We start from the raw sequence: 20311 nt of genomic DNA, 5'->3' as shown, positions 1-20311 counted from the left end.
AATGCTATGACGAGTAATACTCTGGAAGATATGGTTAAAGAGAAAAAAATATGGAGAAAATTGAATGAAATCTTGGATTTGTATAAAAAGAATATTAGTGGAGATTTAGTTATAGAGGATCCAAATCCCCCAAAATCTTTTCCCCAATATCTACTTAGGTTGGATTATTCTCTTTGGATATATGCTGTTTTGATAATTAATTTTCTCACAATTGGACTCATTTATATAACACAAGATTTTCCTCTTTTATTACCTCTGCGATATTTGCTTGGTTCAATTACTGTTTTATTCCTGCCAGGCTACACATTAATTCAAGCACTCTACAAACCCGATGAGCTCTCACCACTTGAGGAGCTAGCCCTTTCTATTGGGCTAAGTCTTGCAATTGTACCATTAATTGGCTTAATCTTAAATTATACACCATGGGGGATAAGATTAACGCCCATAGTTATAGGTCTCAATATATTCACGATTTCAATGTGCTTCATAGCATCAATAAGAAGGTACAGAAGTATATCCCTCTAGAGGCTTGCGACTCCTAATTATTCAAGAGCGTTGAAAAACCTACAAGGTTAACCCACAGTGAGAACCCTAAATGAATTAAGTATTACGGTTATATCGCTGAGAACCATGCTAAGAGCAGCAAAGTGGGGCATAAGAATGATGCCGAAGAAAGGATAGAGAAGGCCTGATGCAACTGGAATTAGCACTCCATTGTAGAGAAAAGCCCAAATCAAATTTTCCTTGGCTCCCTTCAGAACTTTGTTGCTCACAATGAATAGTTCCTTCAGTCCATTGAGGCCATCAGAAGCGAGAACCACGTCTCCTGCTTCTTTCGCAATATCTGCTGCCTTGCTTGTGGAAATGCCGAGAAATGATGCCCCCAGAGCCACTGCATCATTGACTCCATCGCCAACAAAGACCGCTTTCTCCCCTTTACTCTCCATCTCCCTAATGAGATCTGCCTTATCCTCAGGCCTTAGGGATGCTCTGAAAAAATCAGCACCGACTTTTTCAGTTATATTCTTCACGCTCTCTTCCACATCTCCACTAGCAATTCCAACCTTCAATCCCCTTTTCTTGAAGAAATCCACAATCTCCTTTGCCTCCTCTCTAAGCTCATCATGTATTTCGAATATCCCCCAAACTCTGCCATTGTGATATACAAGTATAGGGGTACCACCATTTCTTCCTATTCTGCTCACCTCATCATAAACACTTTCTTCAATTTGAGCTCCCATCTTTTTCATCAATTCGATGCTACCTACAGCGAAAATTTCCTCGTTGAATCTGGAAACAATTCCGAGACCAGGAAAGTTCTCAAAATCTGAGGGTTCGTCGGCTTTTTCTATACCTTTAGCCGCGCAAAACTCCAGTATTGCCTCTCCCAGAATATGCTCACTTTTCTTCTCAATGGAGCAAACATATGATAAAAAATCAATATTGTTTTGATTGCTCAAAGAAATAAATTTAGCTACCTTCGGCTTGCCTTTTGTAAGCGTTCCTGTCTTATCAAAGATTACCATTGTGGCATTTTTTGCCCTTTCGAATACATCTCCCCTTCTTACGATAACCCCCTTTCTGGCAAGGTTAGAAATACCAAGGGAAACAACCATTGGAATTGCTATACCAAGGGGGCAAGGACAAGTAACGGCCAAGACAGATGCTGTAAAAATTAGGGAAAGAGATATATTGTGTGTATAGGTGAACCATGCTAAGAAGGAAGATAGAGCAATTATGATAACAGCCCAAGTCATTCGTCCAACTATTCTATCTGCCATCATCTGAAAGCGGGGCTTGTATAGCTGTGCCTCCCTCGCACTTGCCGCTATATGAGAAATGGAGGTATCTTTTCCAACTCTCGTTGCTCTAATCTTCATATAACCAGACACCAGCATTGTCCCCGCTAATACACTATCCCTCCTTTCACTTGTCTTGAAGACTGGCAAGCTCTCCCCTGTGAAGGCTGATTCATTCACATAGCCCTTTCCCTCTATCACTATTCCATCAGCAGGAATTTTCTCACCATTCTTGACCTCAATTATGTCATTTGGTTTAAGCTCCTTCGCTTCGACTTCAACCAAGCTTCCATCTCTTAAAACCCTGGCTTTTCCCTCCATCGTTCTCTCAATTTCTCTAAGATAACTTGCTGCCCTATATCTGAGTCTGCCCTCAAGATATTTTCCTAGACCGACAAAGCCGAGGACTCCCGATGATGCCTCGAAGAATGAGGTGGGGTGGACTGGACTTATAGATGGTGATGGCTCCAATATTGAAAAAAACAATCCAAAAACGAAGGAAATTGTGGAAGATAAAGCGATGAGAGAGTCCATAATTGGGGTTCCAACAATCAGACTTTTCAGTCCTCTTTTCAATGTCTCAAGAGATAGGAGCTGAACGATTGATGCTAGAAGTATTATTGCAAGAAGGGGGATCCCTCCGCTTGAGCCGAGGCCCAGCATGGAGAGAGCTATCACACAAATTCCAAGGGAGAAGGCCAACAGCTTCTTAGCTAGAACTGCTTTACCCTCTTCCTTTCCTCCTTCTTTCTTTGTAGTTTCCTTCTTCCTGATTCCGATAGATTCCAGCATCTCTCCAAGCTTCTCTTTTTCAGATGAATGCGGATTAAGCGCAATTCTGATAGTTCCTGAAAGTGGAGAGGCCTTTACGTCGAAAATTCCTCGGGCATTGAGAATCTTTTCCTCGATGCTCTTAACCTGCTCAGCCTCAAAATCTGCTGTAAATTCAATAATTTCTTTTTCAGCATCATAGCCTGCCTCCCTAATAGCTTCATAAATTTTGTTCAAATTTGTTAGGCTATTGTCATATTCAATTATTGCAACTCCGCTGGAAACGTCTACTTCAAGCTTCATGAAGCCTATAACTTTCAACAAGCTTTTATTTATGGCATAAACGCACGTTGGGCAGTCAATTCCAATTATCTTTATTTTCTCTCTGACCATGGGATGCTCTCTTTCCTGCAATGCTTAATTACGGCATTCCCTGTGGACCATGCTCTAAATAATATTCAGGCTTTTCCTCGAAGGCTTTTCGGCATCTCTCGCTGCAAAAGTAATATGTTCTCCCCTTGTATATCGTCTTGTGCTTTGTTTTTGAGGTATCGACCTTCATGCCACAGACTGGGTCTGTTTCGACTGTCATGATCCATCATTTCTCAGATAAGTATCCATGCTTAAATTCGCAACGTATAGTCTAAAAAAGTTCAACCTTTTACCTCAATGATGAAGTCCTTGAAGAGTTCCTCGAATATTTCTGCATTGAATATGCTCTTCCCATCCTTCTCAATGACTGATTTGGAAGGTGATTTCTTTGGATAGCTGCCTCTCAAGATATCAGAGAGCCTGTCCTCGAAAGTTGTTATGGCTGGATTTTCATAGAAAATACCTATAGGTATCTTTTCTCCCCATTCCATGGCCTTTCTCATTGCTCTCAGTATCTTTTCCTCTGTTTCAGCAGGTTCTCTTACAACAGGATCCCACCCTTCTTCGCCCTCTAGCTTGTAAATGGCCTTCCTGTAGAAATCTGCAGTATAAATATCGTTGAAAGTAACGCATGGCTGCAAAATGTCTATAAATGCAGCACCTCTGTGCTGAATGGCCTTCTTTATCAATTCGGAGAGATGATTGCCATCGAATGCGTATCCTCGGGCTACAAATGTATAGCCCGAAGCAAGAGCAAGCGCTATGGGATTGACTGAGCCCTGGATATTTGGAAGATTTAGCCCCTTTGTCTTTGAATTCAGAGGAAGAGTTGGGGAAGCCTGTCCTTTGGTCAGTCCATACACTCCATTGTTGTGTAGCATGACTACAATGTCCAAATTCCTCCTTCCAAGGGCGACAAAGTGACCAGCTCCGATTCCGAGGAGGTCTCCATCTCCACCATGAACTAATATTGTTAGATCTGGATTGGCTATTTTTATCCCCGTAGCAAAAGGAATTGCTCTACCGTGAAGTGTATGAACTCCATTGACATTGATGTAGTGTGGGATTTTTCCCGAGCATCCAATGCCAGAAACGACCACAGTTTTTGAGGGATCCAGCCTTAGATCTTTCATGGCCCTAGTTACTGCTGCCAATATGCCAAAATTCCCACATCCCGGGCACCAATCGATCCACAGATCAGTTCTATAGTTCAGTTCATGCTCCAAGAGTCAACACCACCTTCTCTTCATTGTCAAAGAGAATTGATTTCAGAGCCCTGTAGAATTCACTAAGGAAGAAGGGCCTTCCTGTGTATTTCACAATTTTTCCTCCAACGTTGAGCCCAGCCTCCATAGCCATGAGACGTGCTATGTTAGCTTCATAGCTATGCTCAGCAACAATAATTTTTTTCTCCGAAATTTTCCCCACAATCTCCTTGAGCTCTTCGGAAGGAAATGGCCAAAGCATTTTTAGGTTCACGTAGGCCCCTCTAACTCCAACCTCCTTTGCAGCAGACTCCAAAGCCTCGACAGCAACTCCTTTTGTTGATCCCCAACCAATGATGATAAATTCTGGATCCTCAAAGCCATAGACCTTGAGTTTCTCGTTTAAAGGAACTTCCTTTCTTATTAGCTCGAGCTTTTTCATTCTTTTTTCATACATTTTTATTCTATTTTCCGGGTCCTCCACGATGTGGCCAATTTCATCGTGCTCATCTCCGCTATACCAGATAACTATCCCATCATCCCCTATGAATGCCCTTGGAGAGATAGAATTAGAGGCATCGAATCTTCTGTACTCGCCTCCATTTCTGAAGATAGAACCCCTCTCTATTCTGATTTTTTCAATATCAGGTATTTTCACGGAAGCGGTTGTATTGGCTAGAAATTTATCCAAAAGGTGGATGACTGGAACTTGAAATTTTTCGGCCAAATTGAATGCTTCAGCAGCATCTAAAATTGCTTCTTCATGATCGCCTGATGATATGACTATTCTAGCGAACTCCCCATGTGAAGAAAAGATCGCATTCATTAGATCGCTCTGGCTTCCTCTAGTAGGCTGTCCTGTGCTCGGACCGCCCCTTTGATAATACGTTATAACTATTGGGACTTCATTTGCCCCTGCCCAAGAAAGTGCTTCAACCATCAGATCGAATCCTGGACCGCTTGTTGCAGTTGAGCTCCTTGCACCAGTCAGTGCTGCTCCTATTGTTGATGATATGGCGGAAATTTCATCCTCTGTTTGGAGGATCACTATTGGACCTATGTCTTGATTGCCCTCTGTTCCGTGGCCATATTTTTCCAGAGTTGTGCTTTCATCGGCCGCGGGAGTTATTGGATAGTATGCCTGATATCTTGCTCCTCCAACTATCTTGCCAATAGCTACAGCATCATTTCCTGTGAGGACCATCATCTTTTCTATTTTTAGCTTGGGAGTATCAAGCGGGAGGATCTCTTTCATTGAGTGGAGACGCTCAGAAACCATCTCATAAAGAGCTAAATTATGCTTTAAGATGTTCTCCCTGTTTTTGAAGTGCGAAGTTATCCCAAATAGGAGGTAATCGTCCTCGAGGCCAATGACTGTTGAAATGGATGATACAAGTATGGTACTTACATATCTTGAGAGATGCCCTGGATCCAGCTTGAATTTTTTTGAGAGCTCTGAGAGAATAGAAGCAAAGTCTATGCCTATTGGTTTTATTCCTTCCTCTTTTCTCAAATATTCGATAATCGACGATACTGCCTGATCTAATCCCTTGCTTTCCAGCTTTCTTCTTATTCTCTGCTTGGTTATATTCTCCATGCTTGGAACTTCATTTAGCTTCTTTTTCTCATTGTTAATATCGTAGATGAGGGCTCCTCCGCCTCTTATTTCATCGAAATGCGTGAAAACAGTTTCGGCATCAGATGCTGCTATTATCTGAACAGGCAAGTCTATTGATTGAGGAAGCTTCTCAGATGAAACCCTCATTACTATATAGCTATGTCTTCCAACTATGTTTGAAAAGTACTCTCTGCTAGCAATGATTCCATATCCCTTCCTGGTAAAAGCTCTGCTGAGTATTGACATCGATGTCTCTATACCTGAACCCTGTGGTCCTCCAATTATTATGTTGATTTCTTTCAATGAGATTCACCTAGTCAGCAGCGTAGGACTCTTCACTAGTTGATTTATCCAAGAAGGGAGAGATAAATAAGGCATGACCTCTCTCGCTATAGTGGGATATAAGCTCATCCTTTTCTGTGAGCATCTTGTAGCATGTTGAGCAGAATATCCATCCGTTTTCCTCAAGAGCTCTTAGTAGAGATTCTCTGCTTTTCTCGCTAAAAAGAGGGCAATTTTCAGCTAGCGTTGAAGCACTCGTGAGCTCGTTCTTAGCATCACAGATTCCCATTTGTTGAAAGAAGAGGTGAGGACGATAGTGGAGACACTCATAGCAAGTGCCTTTTTTGGACAATTGATTCCACCTAAGGATAATGTCGTAGTATTTTTTTATAAAGAAATAGTATTTATTATTTTGAAATGCTGGCATCTTTTTATCCATAAGGTGCTGCTAATTGAGAAGGGATTTGCTGGAGAATATCGTGGAGGAAGTTGTGAAGAGATTGAAGTTGCCAGAAGGCAGCTCAACGGATCTGCTTGAAGCTCTCTCTTCTATAGGCAAATTGGAAAAGGAAGAAAGATCATTCGGAAAAAAGCTGCTGTATTGGAGATATCGCTCCCCAGAATGGATCATTAGGGCAGCACTGCAGGCAAGAAAGCTTTGGATGGAGAAGAAAAGAGAGGAGTCTGTAGAAATTGCTTCTTTGGCACTTTATTTTGCAGCAGAGCATTTGCTCACGAATAAAATCGCTATATCTGAGTGCTCAGAGATAAGTAGCTTGGAAAAATGCCTTGGAAAAGCCTTGGATGAGGAGATAGAGAAAGGAAAAAACGAGTTCAAGCTCTCTCTGCAATTTATTGAAAGCTATATAGCTGAGAGCATGAAGAAGAGCAGAAATCCCAATGAGAATGTATTGAAGCTTATCAAGCTCACAACAGTGCTGCTTCTAACTGTATTTTCAGAGCCTCCCAGTGAGTTAGTTTCTATGATAAGAGAATGCAGAAAGCAGAAAGAATTGGTGGAAAAAAGCGATAGATTCAAGAGGCTAAGTCTGGAGGTTCGAGTCCTTTCTGGAGGGTTTGTTTTCCTTCTCTTCGCATTGTTCTATTTCAGCACAGCAATAGGAATAATTTCTTTATTAGTTGGAACGGTTTCCATAGGATTCCTTCTGAGGAGAATGGAGAATTTCTTGAAAAGCGAGCTTGTAAGCAAGAAGAAAGAATGCTCTCTATATCAGGAGAGCGCTGCCAATTTCCTTCTCTATCCTTAATTGGAATCTGCGCGAAAGAATCTGTCGGATATCATACGCTCAAAAAGGGTAACTTTTCTATATAATCAACCTAGACAATTCAGACGAGCTTAAAAAGTTATAGTTTGAAGTGCATCGGAAACAATAAATGTAACCGCACTGAGGAAAAATTGGTTGATAGAATGTCGATAGATCATCTTAGCAAAGATATTGTCAGGATTGTAGAGCAGGCAAAAGAATCCGTTGTCACTATAGCTTCTCAGATACCCCATCCTCTCACTCTTTTTGGCTTTGAACCATTGAAGAGCTTTGGGTCTGGCTTCCTTGTGGAGGAAGGGTTTATAATAACAAACGCTCATGTTGTCCAAAATGCCAAAAGAGTAAACGTAATGTATTGGGACGGGTACGCAGAAACTGCGGAAGTTATTGCTTCAGACAATTCCAGAGATCTGGCACTCCTTGAAGCAACTTCGCATGGAAAGCCAATTGGCATGGGGGATTCAGAAAATATAAATGTTGGAGAAATAGTCCTGGCCATAGGATCCCCTCTTGGGCTCCCAGGCCCATCGGTCTCCATGGGGATTGTCAGCGCAACTGGTAGAATAATAGTGAATGAGTCCTTTTCTCTAGAAGACCTCATCCAGACCGATGCTGCAATAAACCCAGGAAACAGCGGTGGACCTCTGGTGAATTTGAGAGGAGAAGCTATTGGAGTCACGACGGCAATTGTTCCATTTGCACAGGGAATAGGCTTTGCCCTTCCGATAAATAGTGTGAAGAGATTTATATATATGCTGAGAAAGTTTGGAAAGCCAGTTAGGGCTTGGATAGGAGTTAATGTTACCTCAATTGGACCAATGATTGCGAGGATGTATGGCCTTGGAGCAAGGGAGGGGCTCATGGTTGTGAGGGTAATTCCTGGAACTCCGGCAAGCAAAGCTGGGTTGAGAGAAGGCGATGTAATCCTTAAAGCTAATGGGAGGGTTGTTAGAAAAGTAAGCAATTTGAGGGAAGCTATAGAGGATAGCGTGGAAAGAGGGAGAGTGAAGATTGAGATAAAAAGGGGAGAGATTGTTTTTGAGACAGATGTTGACATTATAGTAGAAGAGCTATAGTTTTGGTGATTGTAATGAAGAGATTCTTTGGGAAAGTTTGTGTTGTAACTGGTGGCGCTAAGGGGATTGGAGCTGCAATATCCTCAAGACTTGGAAGAGAGGGGTGTCTCGTAATAATAGGAGATATCGATTCTGATGCTGGAAAATTCAGAGAGGAGGAATTAAGAAGAGAAGGAATGGAAGTTTACTTTTTGAAAGCCGATGTAACGAAAAGCGATGAAGTGAAAAGATTGATGGATACAGCCGGTGAGTTCAAGGGGAGGATCGACGTATTAGTGAACAATGCAGGAATACCCTTCACTGGGAACGATATTGAGAAACAAACTGAGGATGAATTCAGAAGGATAATTGAAACTAATTTATATGGATTATGGCTTTGTGCTAAATATGCTTTGAAGTATATGAAGGAAAGAGGTGGTGTGATTGTTAACATTGCATCGACTAGAGCATATCAATCGGAGGAGAATACTGAACCGTATTCAGCATCCAAAGGAGGAGTAATCGCTCTAACGCATTCACTTGCTATTAGTCTCTCAAAATATAGAATCAGAGTAGTATCGATATCTCCAGGCTGGATAGACACAAGCGAATGGCAAGTTCCTCCGAAAAAAGTAGAGCTTTCCCCTCTTGATCATTTGCAGCATCCTGCTGGAAGAGTTGGAAGACCGGAGGATGTCGCAAACCTTGTTGCTTTTCTTGCTTCGGATGAAGCAGATTGGATGACTGGTATTGATATAATTATTGATGGTGGAATGACGAAAAAGATGATATATTTAGATGAAAATGTTTTGAAGAAATACCTCTCTCTCCTTGAAAAAAAGTAGATCTTTTAGAATGGAAGGTTGTAGTGCTTGATTACAATATCTGCTAGGTTTATTTTTTCTAGCTTCTCAATTGGAACCTGCAGAGAAACTTGAACTATCCCTGGCAGACGACCAATTTCAACAGCACCGGAATAGGTTACCCTGTTCAAAACTTCCTCATATCTCATTCCAAGTAGCTTTGAAGCTCTCTCAAATCCCTTTTTAGCAGCATCGTTTAATGTGGGACCTGAGCCAATGACTTGAATTGGGGCAACTTGTTCAATTTCAATTCCAGATGATCTGGCGTAAGATAGTACCTCTTCCCATTCATCCTTTCTCCAGGGTTTAGCTAGAGGAGGAAGATCCTGTTCTTGAGGAAGAATTATTGGGCCCTCGATTTCCAGACCTTTGATAACCTCAACCCTCAAAACAACTTCGCTGGAAACGTCGAGTGTATGCCCCGCTACCTCTCCGTCTCCCTGAAGGGCATGAGCATCTCCAATGTACACGCCAGCTCCTTTTATCTTTGATGGGGCAATGATTATTGCTCCTTCCCTCGTTGCATCAACATCTAAGTGTCCATCTGTGAGGGCCTTATCATACTGCTCTCTTGTTATTCTATAAGGATGCGGAGCATCTATGAGGAAGTAACCAAAATCTCCAGCATTATGAGAATCTGGTATATCAACTGCTGGGCTCGTTCCTATCTGCCCAAGAAATGGTCTCAATCTCGATGGAGTTCCCACAATATCTGCCTTTGCTAATAGAGGTGCTGGAATCTGTTTTGAGTTTTTCGGCAGTGCTATTTCCTTCTCTGCATCTTGAGCTATTCTCTCTGCCATTTCCTTTCTTACAGTTAAAGCATATTTCATTTTTTCATCGAATACTGCAGTATAGCCATGAAGCATCCTGAAGGGCGACACTGGCGAGCCACATTTTTTGCATCTTATAGCCTCAACTCCTATACCTACAATTTCAAAATTAGGCCAAGGCTCATTGCATACAGGACATTTTTTGAAAACATAGGGATCTCCTATAAATGCGTTTGCTACGGAGCTATCAACTCCAGTTGTGGATACTTTCGACCTCACGGATATTTTCTCAATTTTAATGGCAATTGAGTCTCCTACATTCGCCCCTTCAATGAGAACGGGGACATTTACTTCATGTCCTCCTCTAAGTGTTGGTGTAATCATAGGACCCCAGCAACCTGGAGCAGTAACAAATCTGACTTTTCCTCCATCAGCAAGTGTTCCTAACATCCTTACATGGGGACCTATTATCCCGTTGGTAAATTCTTCATTTACAATAAAGCTTTCCACTGTCATGAGATGTTACCAGTGTTATATATTTATAATTTAACAATAAGTCTTTTGCTGATTTGAAATTGAAATCCCAGAACATGATATGAGATTGGAAGATAAACTTTTCCGAAGGTGACCTCAATAGGGCTAAATAAATGTAATTAAAGCTCATTTGCTGAAAATGCTTAATCAATCTACAATGTTTTTAAATGTTGAGGCTTAGCAAAGCAGTAAATGCATTAGGTGCCTTGAAATTGATCAGGGATAGAGTAAGGGTATTGGGAGGGGGCCCATCTGGTGCTACTTTTTCCATTGTTTATCTGAGAGAGGCCCGCAGTGTTCCTGAAGTTCGAGTATATGATGGGGATTGTCCATATAGAAAGCCCTGCGGTGAAGCCATCCTCAGCATTGGAATTGACAAGTATGAGGTTCAACCGCCGGTGATTGAAGAAATCAGGGATTTCTATATATATGTGGATGGAAAGCTTTTGGTTGAGAGACATTACAATACTCCACCATGGTTCATAGTTGATAAGAAATTGTGGATCGAGCTGATGAGGAATAAAATTGAAAAAGAGGGAGGAAAATTTTCCTGTGCTCGCGTGCGCCCTTCCTCTCTGAATGATGATTTAATAATTGATGCCAGAGGGCCATTTACGGAGGAAAGAAAGCTTAGAGTACCAATATCTAGGGCCATCGTTGATGGAAAAGCGCCGCATGAGGGTGTAATAATGGAGTTGGATTTCAAGAATGTTGGGTTTTACTGGATTTTTCCATCGAAGGGGGGGAAGCTAAACGTTGGTTATGGTTCTATTCAAGTAAAGGATCCAGCAAATTATCTTCTTAATTATATTGGAAAAAAGCTCACCAGTCAAAAAATTGTGGAGATCTCTAGTTCAATAATTACTTTGAGCGGCCCTAGTCAAACAGCAAATGGAAAATTTTTCAAGATTGGAGAGGCAGCAGGGATGGTATTTCCTCTTTCAGGAGAAGGAATTAGACCATCTATTACGCACTCTAGGGAATTTGCAAGAGCCCTTGCCCTTGGAGATACTGCAAATGAAGCGTATTTGGAGAGCTTCAAAGCAAAAGATGTAGCCCAAATAGTTAGACAGATCAAGTGGCAGAGAAGGCTCCTGAATATTTTTTCAACAATTCCACCAAGGATCAGAAGAAACATGATAAGCGCTCTGTCTCTCTCCATCGATAGATATATAAGATATGACGAGCTGCCATTTTCCTCTCTTCTGGGCAGGTTCTAGAAATAGCTGTCTTCCTGGAATGCTGATTTCCCTGACTATCATAAAGAGTGAGGCTCCAGAATAAATCACTAAGTTTATTAATTTTTATCCTAATAGCATTCTGCTGCAAAACGTAATTGTAATTTATTCAAAGCTAAGAGGTGCAGTGCAGTGTCAGTGGGAAAAGTCAAGGGAATAAATACGCATGGACATCTAGGATGGGTAACAAAGAGGTGCAGAATTTGCGGAAGGCTTATGGACGTAACCAGACAAATAGTTTACAAGTGCCCGACATGTGAGAAAAAATATAGTGCTTATTTCTGCGAAGCAGATGCTAAATTGCTGCATTATAGATGTCCCTATTGTAAGGGTCAGCTGGTCCTCTTCACAGAAAGATTGAAGTGAAGGGGCCCAGATGAGCCACAATTATATTTGGATAGATCCGCATAGGAGAGCGCTAGAAATAGGTCCATTACAAGACGGTTCCTTTATCTATTTTGTTGATATGTTTCTGCAGTGTGCAAACATGTTCTTTAGAGAAGAGGATATTGAAAGTCAGTTGAAAGTTCAGGGAGGAATTTCTATATGCGAGATTCCCTTGCCCACTATCGACGGCATTGATAGAAGAGTAGAAATGCTTCTTGATGAGGAGTACAGAATAGTGCAGATAATAAGCCTAGAGCTGAGATCAGGAAGAAGATTATCTGCCAATGATTTAATCGCGCTGTTGAAATCGGCAGAGGAGGAAATTGCTGCTAAGTGCAAGCATACAGATTCGATTTGGATGGGCTCAAATATATAGTCCTGATTTTTAGCTATTCTTATCTGATTGCTGGTTATGGGGGTTGTAGAAGATGAGCGAAAAATATGATATAATAATAGTGGGAGCAGGCCCAGCTGGCTCAACTCTTGCTTATATTCTTTCAACAAAAAAGTCCTACAAAGTTGCAATTTTCGATACTAGAAGCTGGGAAGATCTCTGGGGAAAGCCGTGCGGAAATGCTATAGGGGCACATCATTTCACTGAGCTAGGAATTCCCTCACCAAGAGCTGATGAGATAAAGCAGAAGATAAGAGGAATAAGCATTTACAGTCCAACAGAGAGAAATGTTTTCACAGTCTATGGAGAGGGATATATAATAGATAGAAACAAGCTGGGAAACAGACTTCTCAAGGATGCAGTCAACAATGGAGTTGAATTCTATCCGCACACACATGCGGTAAGACCAATTGTCAGTGAGGGATTTGTAAGGGGGATAGAAACGAGCAGCAGCGATGGGAAGAAAGAATATCTTGCAAATGTAGTAGTCGATGCCTCGGGCACTGCTGGTGTCCTCAAGAGAAGCCTTCCAAGAGAATGGCCTGTGTCGGAGCAACTCGATCCAAAGGATAGCGATATCGCCTTCAGAGAAATAGTGGAGTTGGACTATGAAGTTCGCAATAAGGACATAATAAGGATCTATCTTAACCAGGACATAGCTCCTGGAGGTTATTGGTGGTTCTTTCCGGAAGGAGGAAATAGAGCTAACATAGGGCTGGGCGTCCAAGGGGGGATGGGCTATCCAAGCCCAATGAGCATATACAATTCAAAATTGTTGAAAAGGCCAGATATTTCGAGAAGGAGGGTTGTTTTATCCAGCCAGGGTGCAAGCGTGCCAACAAGAAGACCTATTGACAGCTTAGTCTGGAACGGTTTCATAGTTATCGGAGATGCAGCATTCACAGTCAATCCAGTGCATGGAGGGGGAATGGGGTACGCGATGATAGCTGCTTATTGGGCTGCTCAGGGAATTGAGAAGGCTCATGAAAAAGGAAGATTCTCTGCCTTTGATATGTGGGAAACCAATTTGGGCTACATGAGGATGATTGGCGCCAAGCAGGCATCTCTAGAGCTTACTAGAATTTTCCTTCAGAATCTAAGCGATAGAGATCTTGAGTTCATCATGGAGAGAAGAATTGTTGATGAGGAAGATGTTGATATTTTGGGGAGAAAAGGAGAGCTGAGAGAGGGAAGCATTGAAAGAGCTATGAGAATTATTGACGATTTCTTCAAAGTTCTCAAACTGAGCTCCAGGCCTTCTCTCTTGCTAAAGCTCAGATTGCTTCAGAGCTATATGAATAAAATGAAGCTATTCTACCTCAACTATCCGAAATCTCCCAGTGGACTCAGAGAATGGCAGGAAGAGCAGAGAGCTCTGAGAAAAAGCTTCTTCGAGGAGCTCAACCTGTCTCATTGAGTGGTATTTTTCTTCAGCTTCATTTCCTCAATGTACCTGAAGGCTCCATGAGCAGCCACAGCACCCTGAGCTGCTGCCGTTATTATTTGCCTGAAGGCTTTCCATAGGTCCGTACAATCTCCAGCAGCAAATATCCCCTTAATGTTTGTTTCCATATAACCATGAACTTTTATAAATCCGTAGTCATCGGTTTCCAGCCCTATTGATTTTATGAACTGCACGTCTGGTTCGAACCCTATCTCAATGAATACTCCGTTTACTGGGATTGTTCTTTCGCTCATGCTTTTCAGATTCCTTACCTTCACTGCTCTGACCTTCGTGTCTCCCTGAATCTCTGTTATGATGCTATCAAGAACTAGCTCAATGTTATTCTTTGACTTTACTTCTTCGACTAGGATTGGCTGGGCTCTGAACTCGCTTCTCCTATGTATAAGGTAAACCTTCTTCGCAAAGCTGCTGAGAATGGATGCTCCCTCCATAGCAGAGTCTCCTCCTCCTACAATTGCCACAGCATCAGCGTCTTTGAAGAAAGCAGCATCGCATATGCTGCAGTAGCTTACTCCCCTTCCTACAAATTCTTTTTCTCCGGGGACTCCAAGCGTTCTCCTCTTAAGTCCTATGGCTACAATAACTGTCTTGGCGGTTATCCTAGTTCCCCCCTTCGTAAAAGCAATGAAGCTATCGCCTTCTTTCTTCAAATCAATGATGCGATCACTCAGGATTCTGGTTCCATAAATTTCGACATGCTTTCTGAATTTGTTTATCAGCTCACTAGCCGAGATCCTCTCAAAGCCCAAGTAGTTTTCTATGTCTCCGGTATTGTTCAGCTGTCCTCCAAGAGATTCACCAACTACTAGACCCCTTAGCCTATAACGTGCTGTGTAAAGTGCTGCTCCAAATGCAGCAGGACCTCCTCCTATGATTAATACATCAGTATCAATTTTTTCTTCTTTTGGCTTCGGTGCTCCTAATCTGAGCGACATGCCAAACCCCGTTTTTTCTTTTTGCTTGGAAGTTTAAAGATTGTTGTTTATATATGGAATTTTTGCCGCTTTTCACTCCATAATAAATCCTGATCTTGAAATTTTATTCCAAAAATCGAAGGTTGCTATTCTCATTGAAAAGGCATTATTTTCTCTTTGCTTCTCTCTCCATCAGTAGTTCCAAGTATGTCTTCCTCTCTATTGTTCCTTTTATTCCAAGCGAGTCCCTTGCTCGCATGACGCAGTCAGGACCGCACCCCTCTTTTCCCTCGATCTCTATGAATGTTCCCAGACCAGATACCTCATCTAGAGAAACAATGTATGAAGAGCAGTCGAATTCCGTTCTTTTCTTTCTGACCACAATTGCCTCTTTGAAGCCCAGAGCTCTAAGCAATTGCAGAATTGTGCTGTCATTCTCCACGTTAACTGTTATTTCATTTCTTGTCTTCACATATCCAGCCTCCATTCTTTTTCCTTTATATGTGAGCTCCGAGATAACTTTTCCGCTAACAGTAGATGTTCTTCTCAATCTGATTGCTTCATCTCTCTCTGCAAGATCATAGCAAGGATGGGAAAAGTAGGTGTCGCTCATTTCAGTTTCATTTATTTCTTTACAAATGCTACTGAGCTTTTTCTTCAATTCTTCATATTCCTCCAGTGATATTTTTATTTTCACTTCAACTTCCAAAATATCATCACCTTGAGATATCCATTGGCAATTCGTTGCCTGCCCAAACAGCTTTAACCCTCGTGTAGTTTGAGAGACCGCTTCCTCTTATTTTTGGGGCAAGAACCTGCTCTATCTGGAAAACTCCTGCTCTCTCCTTCATGTAGACAGTGATTAAAACTGGAAATTCATTTGAGCTGCTGATCGTTACCTTTTCTATGCTTAGAGCTGAGATAGCATGAATGTCGTTCTTTCCCATTCTATAGGGGATCCTTGCCCTCCCCTCCGACATATCTGTTCCATCCGCTATTTTAACGCAACCAGCTTCAATTGTCAAAGAATGCACATCGAAGCTAGTTGAATATATAGCATGCATTATCTCCTGCCTAATCATGAACCTCTTTCTCGCATCATCGGGAATGAGAGAGGAAAGAACTCTATCCAAGATTTCTTTGGAGATTATAGCACCAATAAGCTCGTGGTTTGTTCTGTGGATGCTGTTCCCGATGTCGTGAAGAAGAGCTGCTAGAAGAACTATGAGCTCAGCCTCATCAATGCTCGATGTTGTTCCATCGGAGACGGTTGTGGGCAATATTCCTCTTGCTATTATTCTCCTGAAAATTTCCAGGCTAGAACCTGCAACTACTTTGGCATGGACCGGGCCGTGATCATTATATCTAAGTCTCTTGACAGCAATTATGTTGCTCATTTCGACCAATGCTGAGAACTCGGGATCCTCCCATATTATATTGAGAGCTCTCTCCAGCAATGGATTCCTCTGTAAATGCTTGTTTATGAGTGATGGACCCACAGTTACCTCCTTTTCCAGTGATTCCAATGCATTCACCCCCCATTACCTGGATAGTGCTCCAGATATATCAAAGCAATATTAATAGGTTTACTTATCTAATCTAATTAACACTCTCAAAATTCAAACAATAGCATGGGGGCCGAAATTGGGAACAAGCGAGAAGTTTGAGGCAAAGATTAAGGAAAAAAGATGGGACAAATCTAGAGAAAACGAAGTGCTTCTTAGATGGGAAAAAGAAGGTGATTTACCAAAATTTGACAGAAATGCTCTTGATTTTTCCAATGTGCTAATAATAGATACTCCTCCACCATATCCAAGCGGAAAATGGCATGTAGCTGGTGCTGCTCACTATGTGCAGCATGACATAATTGCCAGGTACTTCAGAATGAGAGGTTACAATGTTCTCCTTCCATTCTATGCTGATAGAAATGGGCTTCCAGTTGAAGTTAGTGTGGAGAAAAAGACTGGCTTGAACCCTCATGAGCTCTCCTCAACGCCCTCTGGAAGGGAGAAGTTCCTAGAGCTCTGCAGAAAGGAGCTTGATGGTGTGGAAAAAGAGCTCGTTGAAATTCTAAAGAGGCTGGGATGCAGCTATGAATATTGGAAAGATGGGACTGATAGCGAAGAATATAGAAAGCTAACTCAAGCAACATTTGTAGATCTCTGGAAGAGGGGGTTGGTCTACTTTGCTGAGAGGGCAGTCAATTGGTGTCCCAGATGCAGAACAACTCTCAGCGATGCAGAGCTCGAGTACTCCACAAAGGAAACCTTTCTCTATTATATAAAATTCGGCCTCAGGGAAGGAGGAGAAATCACTGTAGCAACGACCAGACCTGAGCTACTGGCAGGATGCAGTGCTGTGATATACAATCCAAAGGATGAAAGATATGTTGGCTTGAAGGGCAAGAAAGCCGTTGTCCCCATTTATAAGAAGGAAATCCCCATACTGGAGAGCGAGGCCGCAGATCCCTCATTTGGTACAGGTTTAGTCATGGTTTGTAGCTATGGAGACACTACAGACGTTAGGCTATTCCGAGAGCTTAACTTAGAACCAACAGTACTCATAGATAGGAATGGAAGAATGAATGAATTATCCGGCTTTCTTAAGGGTCTGAGCATATCTGAGGCAAGAGAGAGAATTGCTAGGGAGTTGGAGCAGGCTGGTCTCTTGGAAAAGAAGGAGAAAATTGTCCATAAGATTCCTATTTGCTGGAGATGCGGAACCCCAGTTGAGTTCATTCATGTCAAGGAGTACTTCTTGAAGCAGGTAGAATACAAGGAAAAGCTGCTCACTGAAATAAGCAAGATGAAGTTCTTTCCTGAAATGCACAGACAGAAGCTAATAGATTGGATAAAGTCAATATCGACTGATTGGCCAATCTCGAGAGATAGATATTATGCTACAGAAATTCCAGTATGGAAGTGCAGGAAGTGTGGGGCCCTTCTTGTTCCAGAGGAGTTCAGGTATTATAGACCATGGAAGGAGGATCCTCCTTTCGAGAGATGTCCAGTATGTGGGGCAGGAAAGGAAAATCTGGAAGGTGAGAGAAAAGTTTTCGATACTTGGTTTGACTCGAGCATCTCAATGCTGTATGTTACAGGCTTCAAGAGAGATAATAACTTCTATGAGAAGGTGAAATCCTCTGTAATGAGACCTCAGGGATACGAAATTATAAGAACTTGGCTATATTATAGCGTGCTGAGAGTTTATCAACTGACAGGTAGAATGCCTTTCCAGTGGGTTAGAATAACGGGAATGGGCTTGGATGAGAAGGGAGAAGCAATGCACAAGTCTAAGGGAAACGTCATAGATCCCATTCCTGTTATTGAGCAGTATGGGGCTGATGCTTTCAGGTTCTGGTCGGCTGCTTCAGCAAAAGTTGGCTATGATTATCGCTTCAGTCCCCAGCTCTTGAGAACTGGGCAGCTTTTTGCAACAAAGCTCTGGAACATTGCCAGATTTGTCTCTCAGTTTCCAGAGCAGATCGATGATGTTGATAACATTCTTCCCATCGATGCTTCAGCAATAGCTCTGATGAAGAAATATCTGAGAAAGTACATTAAGGGATTCGATGAGATGGATACGTTTGAACCTACTACTACTGCCTATGAATTCATCTGGAACATTTTTGCTAGTCACTACATAGAGCTTGTAAAGAGGAGGGCATATAACGATGGGGGGGCATTTAGTGAAAGCGAGCAAAAATCAGCATGGAAGAGCCTGCATACTATATTGAAGGTCTCTCTGAAGATGATGGCACCAATCATGCCAATAGTAACAGATGAGATCTGGAGGAGTATGGGATATGGGAACAGCATCCATAGAGAGAAATTTACTCAAGAGGAACTTTCTGGTGAAAGGGTAGATGAGGAGGCAGAGCTGATGGAACTTGCTATAAAGGTGAACAATGATATTTGGAAGTACAAGATAGATAGAGGGATGAAACTTACAGAGCCATTGGATTTAGAGGTATATTTGCCTCCTCCTCTTATCAAAGCATCTAAGGACATAGAAGGTTTTCATCGACTTCAGAAGGCAATTTATTCTGAGCCACCAAGCGATGCCAGCAAAATAGGAGAGGTTGTTTGGATAAAGGAGAGGAGGTGAAATTTTTGCTTGATCCGTATATAATAAGGAAAGATTTTCCAATTTTCGCAAAAGGAGAGGAAAGGCCTCTAGTATACTTGGATAACGCAGCAACTACTCAGAGACCAAGAGTAGTAATAGAATCGATAAAGGAATTCTACGAAAATAGCAATGCAAATGTTCACAGAGGTCACTATCCTTTGAGTGAAAAAGCAGATAGGCTATACGAAGAAGCCCATGAAGTGGTAGCTAAACACGTTGGTGCTGAGAGTTGGGAAGAAATTTCCTTCTTCTATAATACAACCCATGCGATATCATCAATTGCTATACCTATTGTTGAATGGGGGATAAAAAGAGGGAGAAGGAGGATCCTTGTGACAGAAATGGATCATCACAGCAACATGCTACCTTGGAGGAGAGCTGCTGATCTCCTGAAGGCTAAAATCGACTATGTTAAGGTTAGCAGAGAGGGTTATTTGGATTTGAAAGATCTTGAGAGTAAGCTGGATGAAGACTTGATTGCTATAGCTCTTCCACATGCTAGCAACGTTACGGGAATTGTGAATCCTGTTGAGGAAATAGTAAGGAAAGCAAAAAAATATGGAGCTTTGGTTGTTTTGGATGCCGCCCAGAGCATCCCACACATGGAAATAAACGTTAAGAATTTGGGCGTTGATTTCCTTGCCTTCAGCGGACATAAAATGTTGGGACCATTTGGAATTGGCGCCCTCTATGGAAAAAAAGAAATTCTGGAAGAATTGAATCCCGTATTTACAGGAGGAGGCACAATTAAGGATGTTACTTTGGAAAATGTTCTATATGCAAGACCTCCATACAAGCTAGAAGCTGGAACTCCAAATGTGGCAGGAGCTGTTGGGCTCAGGGCTGCTGTTGAATATATAGAGAATGTTGGGAAGGAAAACATTGCAGCACATGAGAAGATACTCGTTAGTGAGCTTAGAAAGAGACTAACAGAAATCGAGTGGGTAGATGTTTATCCAAAAAAGCTGGAAAGCTCCTTCGTCGGCACCGTAGCATTCAACGTAAAGGGACAGAACCCACATGTTGTGGGAAAAGTTCTGGGAGATTTTTACCATATAGCAGTCAGAACTGGGCTTCACTGTGCACATCCTTATCATTATGCTATGGGAGCAGAAGAAGGTACTGTTAGAGCCAGCTTCTATATTTATAATACTGTCGAGGAAGTTGATTATCTTACAACTTCACTCATCGATGCTAGAAAGAAGTACTTGGGGTGATCTTCGTGGA

19 protein-coding genes are annotated in these 20311 nt (G+C 41.9%); 10 read left to right on the top strand and 9 right to left on the bottom strand.

The genetic code is table 11. The annotated features are described in order from the left end of the window. The first annotated feature begins 6 nt into the window (after positions 1 to 6). A complete protein-coding gene (locus QXR92_06010) occupies positions 7 to 525 on the top strand; it encodes a DUF1616 domain-containing protein (GenBank protein MEM0319554.1) in 519 nt (172 codons plus the stop codon). Positions 526 to 572: 47 nt separating this feature from the next. On the opposite strand, the gene QXR92_06005 is transcribed toward QXR92_06010, so the two are convergent. The 5 genes from QXR92_06005 to QXR92_05985 form a co-directional block, all read right to left on the bottom strand. Further along, positions 573 to 2963, bottom strand: a complete 2391-nt coding sequence (locus QXR92_06005; GenBank protein MEM0319553.1) for a cation-translocating P-type ATPase — start codon at positions 2961 to 2963, stop codon at positions 573 to 575. A 28-nt stretch (positions 2964 to 2991) separates the two neighbouring features. Beyond that, positions 2992 to 3162: a YHS domain-containing protein gene (locus QXR92_06000; protein ID MEM0319552.1), complete on the bottom strand. Its 171-nt coding sequence runs from the start codon at positions 3160 to 3162 to the stop codon at positions 2992 to 2994. Positions 3163 to 3223: 61 nt separating this feature from the next. Then, the gene (locus QXR92_05995) at positions 3224 to 4168 is read right to left on the bottom strand and encodes a 2-oxoacid:ferredoxin oxidoreductase subunit beta (protein MEM0319551.1); all 945 of its coding nucleotides are present in this window, start codon (positions 4166 to 4168) and stop codon (positions 3224 to 3226) included. Beyond that, positions 4158 to 6068 carry a 2-oxoacid:ferredoxin oxidoreductase subunit alpha gene (locus QXR92_05990; GenBank protein ID MEM0319550.1) on the bottom strand — a complete coding sequence of 637 codons (1911 nt, stop codon included), beginning with the start codon at positions 6066 to 6068 and terminating at the stop codon, positions 4158 to 4160. Before QXR92_05990 ends, QXR92_05995 begins: the two co-directional genes overlap by 11 nt. Before the next feature lie 10 nt (positions 6069 to 6078). Beyond that, entirely contained in the window at positions 6079 to 6399 is a 321-nt protein-coding gene (locus QXR92_05985; GenBank protein MEM0319549.1) for a hypothetical protein, read from the bottom strand. A 100-nt stretch (positions 6400 to 6499) separates the two neighbouring features. Here QXR92_05985 and QXR92_05980 point away from each other — a divergent pair, with 100 nt between their 5' ends. From QXR92_05980 to QXR92_05970, 3 genes are all read left to right on the top strand, one after another. Next, complete coding sequence (locus tag QXR92_05980; GenBank protein ID MEM0319548.1) at positions 6500 to 7315, top strand: hypothetical protein; 816 nt, start codon at positions 6500 to 6502, stop codon at positions 7313 to 7315. Between the two features lie 149 nt (positions 7316 to 7464). Next, positions 7465 to 8409, top strand: coding sequence for a trypsin-like peptidase domain-containing protein (locus QXR92_05975; GenBank protein ID MEM0319547.1), 945 nt, complete (start codon positions 7465 to 7467; stop codon positions 8407 to 8409). Between the two features lie 14 nt (positions 8410 to 8423). Then, positions 8424 to 9233 carry an SDR family oxidoreductase gene (locus QXR92_05970; GenBank protein MEM0319546.1) on the top strand — a complete coding sequence of 270 codons (810 nt, stop codon included), beginning with the start codon at positions 8424 to 8426 and terminating at the stop codon, positions 9231 to 9233. A gap of 5 nt (positions 9234 to 9238) precedes the next feature. On the opposite strand, the gene QXR92_05965 is transcribed toward QXR92_05970, so the two are convergent. Further along, positions 9239 to 10540 (bottom strand): acetamidase/formamidase family protein, encoded by a 1302-nt coding sequence (locus tag QXR92_05965; GenBank protein MEM0319545.1) that lies wholly within the window; start codon positions 10538 to 10540, stop codon positions 9239 to 9241. A 230-nt stretch (positions 10541 to 10770) separates the two neighbouring features. Between QXR92_05965 and QXR92_05960 the strand changes: the two genes are divergently transcribed. The 4 genes from QXR92_05960 (at position 10771) to QXR92_05945 (ending at position 13994) form a co-directional block, all read left to right on the top strand. Then, positions 10771 to 11778 (top strand): NAD(P)/FAD-dependent oxidoreductase, encoded by a 1008-nt coding sequence (locus QXR92_05960; protein ID MEM0319544.1) that lies wholly within the window; start codon positions 10771 to 10773, stop codon positions 11776 to 11778. A gap of 150 nt (positions 11779 to 11928) precedes the next feature. Further along, entirely contained in the window at positions 11929 to 12162 is a 234-nt protein-coding gene (locus tag QXR92_05955) for a hypothetical protein (GenBank protein ID MEM0319543.1), read from the top strand. 10 nt (positions 12163 to 12172) lie between these two features. Further along, positions 12173 to 12559: a hypothetical protein gene (locus QXR92_05950; GenBank protein MEM0319542.1), complete on the top strand. Its 387-nt coding sequence runs from the start codon at positions 12173 to 12175 to the stop codon at positions 12557 to 12559. A gap of 52 nt (positions 12560 to 12611) precedes the next feature. After that, complete coding sequence (locus QXR92_05945) at positions 12612 to 13994, top strand: digeranylgeranylglycerophospholipid reductase (protein MEM0319541.1); 1383 nt, start codon at positions 12612 to 12614, stop codon at positions 13992 to 13994. Here QXR92_05945 and QXR92_05940 read toward each other — a convergent pair. The 3 genes from QXR92_05940 to QXR92_05930 all read right to left on the bottom strand — a co-directional run bounded on the left by QXR92_05940 (position 13988) and on the right by QXR92_05930 (position 16482). Beyond that, the gene (locus QXR92_05940; protein MEM0319540.1) at positions 13988 to 14977 is read right to left on the bottom strand and encodes an FAD-dependent oxidoreductase; all 990 of its coding nucleotides are present in this window, start codon (positions 14975 to 14977) and stop codon (positions 13988 to 13990) included. The two genes, QXR92_05945 and QXR92_05940, sit on opposite strands and share 7 nt — an antisense overlap. Positions 14978 to 15122: 145 nt before the next feature. Continuing rightward, positions 15123 to 15665 (bottom strand): class IV adenylate cyclase, encoded by a 543-nt coding sequence (gene cyaB / locus QXR92_05935; GenBank protein MEM0319539.1) that lies wholly within the window; start codon positions 15663 to 15665, stop codon positions 15123 to 15125. 7 nt (positions 15666 to 15672) lie between these two features. Next, positions 15673 to 16482 carry an HD domain-containing protein gene (locus QXR92_05930; GenBank protein MEM0319538.1) on the bottom strand — a complete coding sequence of 270 codons (810 nt, stop codon included), beginning with the start codon at positions 16480 to 16482 and terminating at the stop codon, positions 15673 to 15675. A gap of 118 nt (positions 16483 to 16600) precedes the next feature. On the opposite strand from QXR92_05930, the gene QXR92_05925 reads away from it, so the two are divergent. Together QXR92_05925 and QXR92_05920 are read left to right on the top strand one after the other, a co-directional pair. Beyond that, the gene (locus QXR92_05925; GenBank protein MEM0319537.1) at positions 16601 to 19063 is read left to right on the top strand and encodes a valine--tRNA ligase; all 2463 of its coding nucleotides are present in this window, start codon (positions 16601 to 16603) and stop codon (positions 19061 to 19063) included. 5 nt (positions 19064 to 19068) lie between these two features. Further along, positions 19069 to 20301, top strand: coding sequence for an aminotransferase class V-fold PLP-dependent enzyme (locus tag QXR92_05920; protein ID MEM0319536.1), 1233 nt, complete (start codon positions 19069 to 19071; stop codon positions 20299 to 20301). The last annotated feature ends 10 nt before the right edge of the window (positions 20302 to 20311 follow it).

It is taken from the genome of Fervidicoccaceae archaeon (assembly GCA_038734945.1).
GTDB lineage: Archaea > Thermoproteota > Thermoprotei_A > Sulfolobales > Fervidicoccaceae > ARK-14.
Note: the sequence above shows the minus strand (reverse complement) of the source record. Positions and strands in the feature narration are given on the sequence as shown.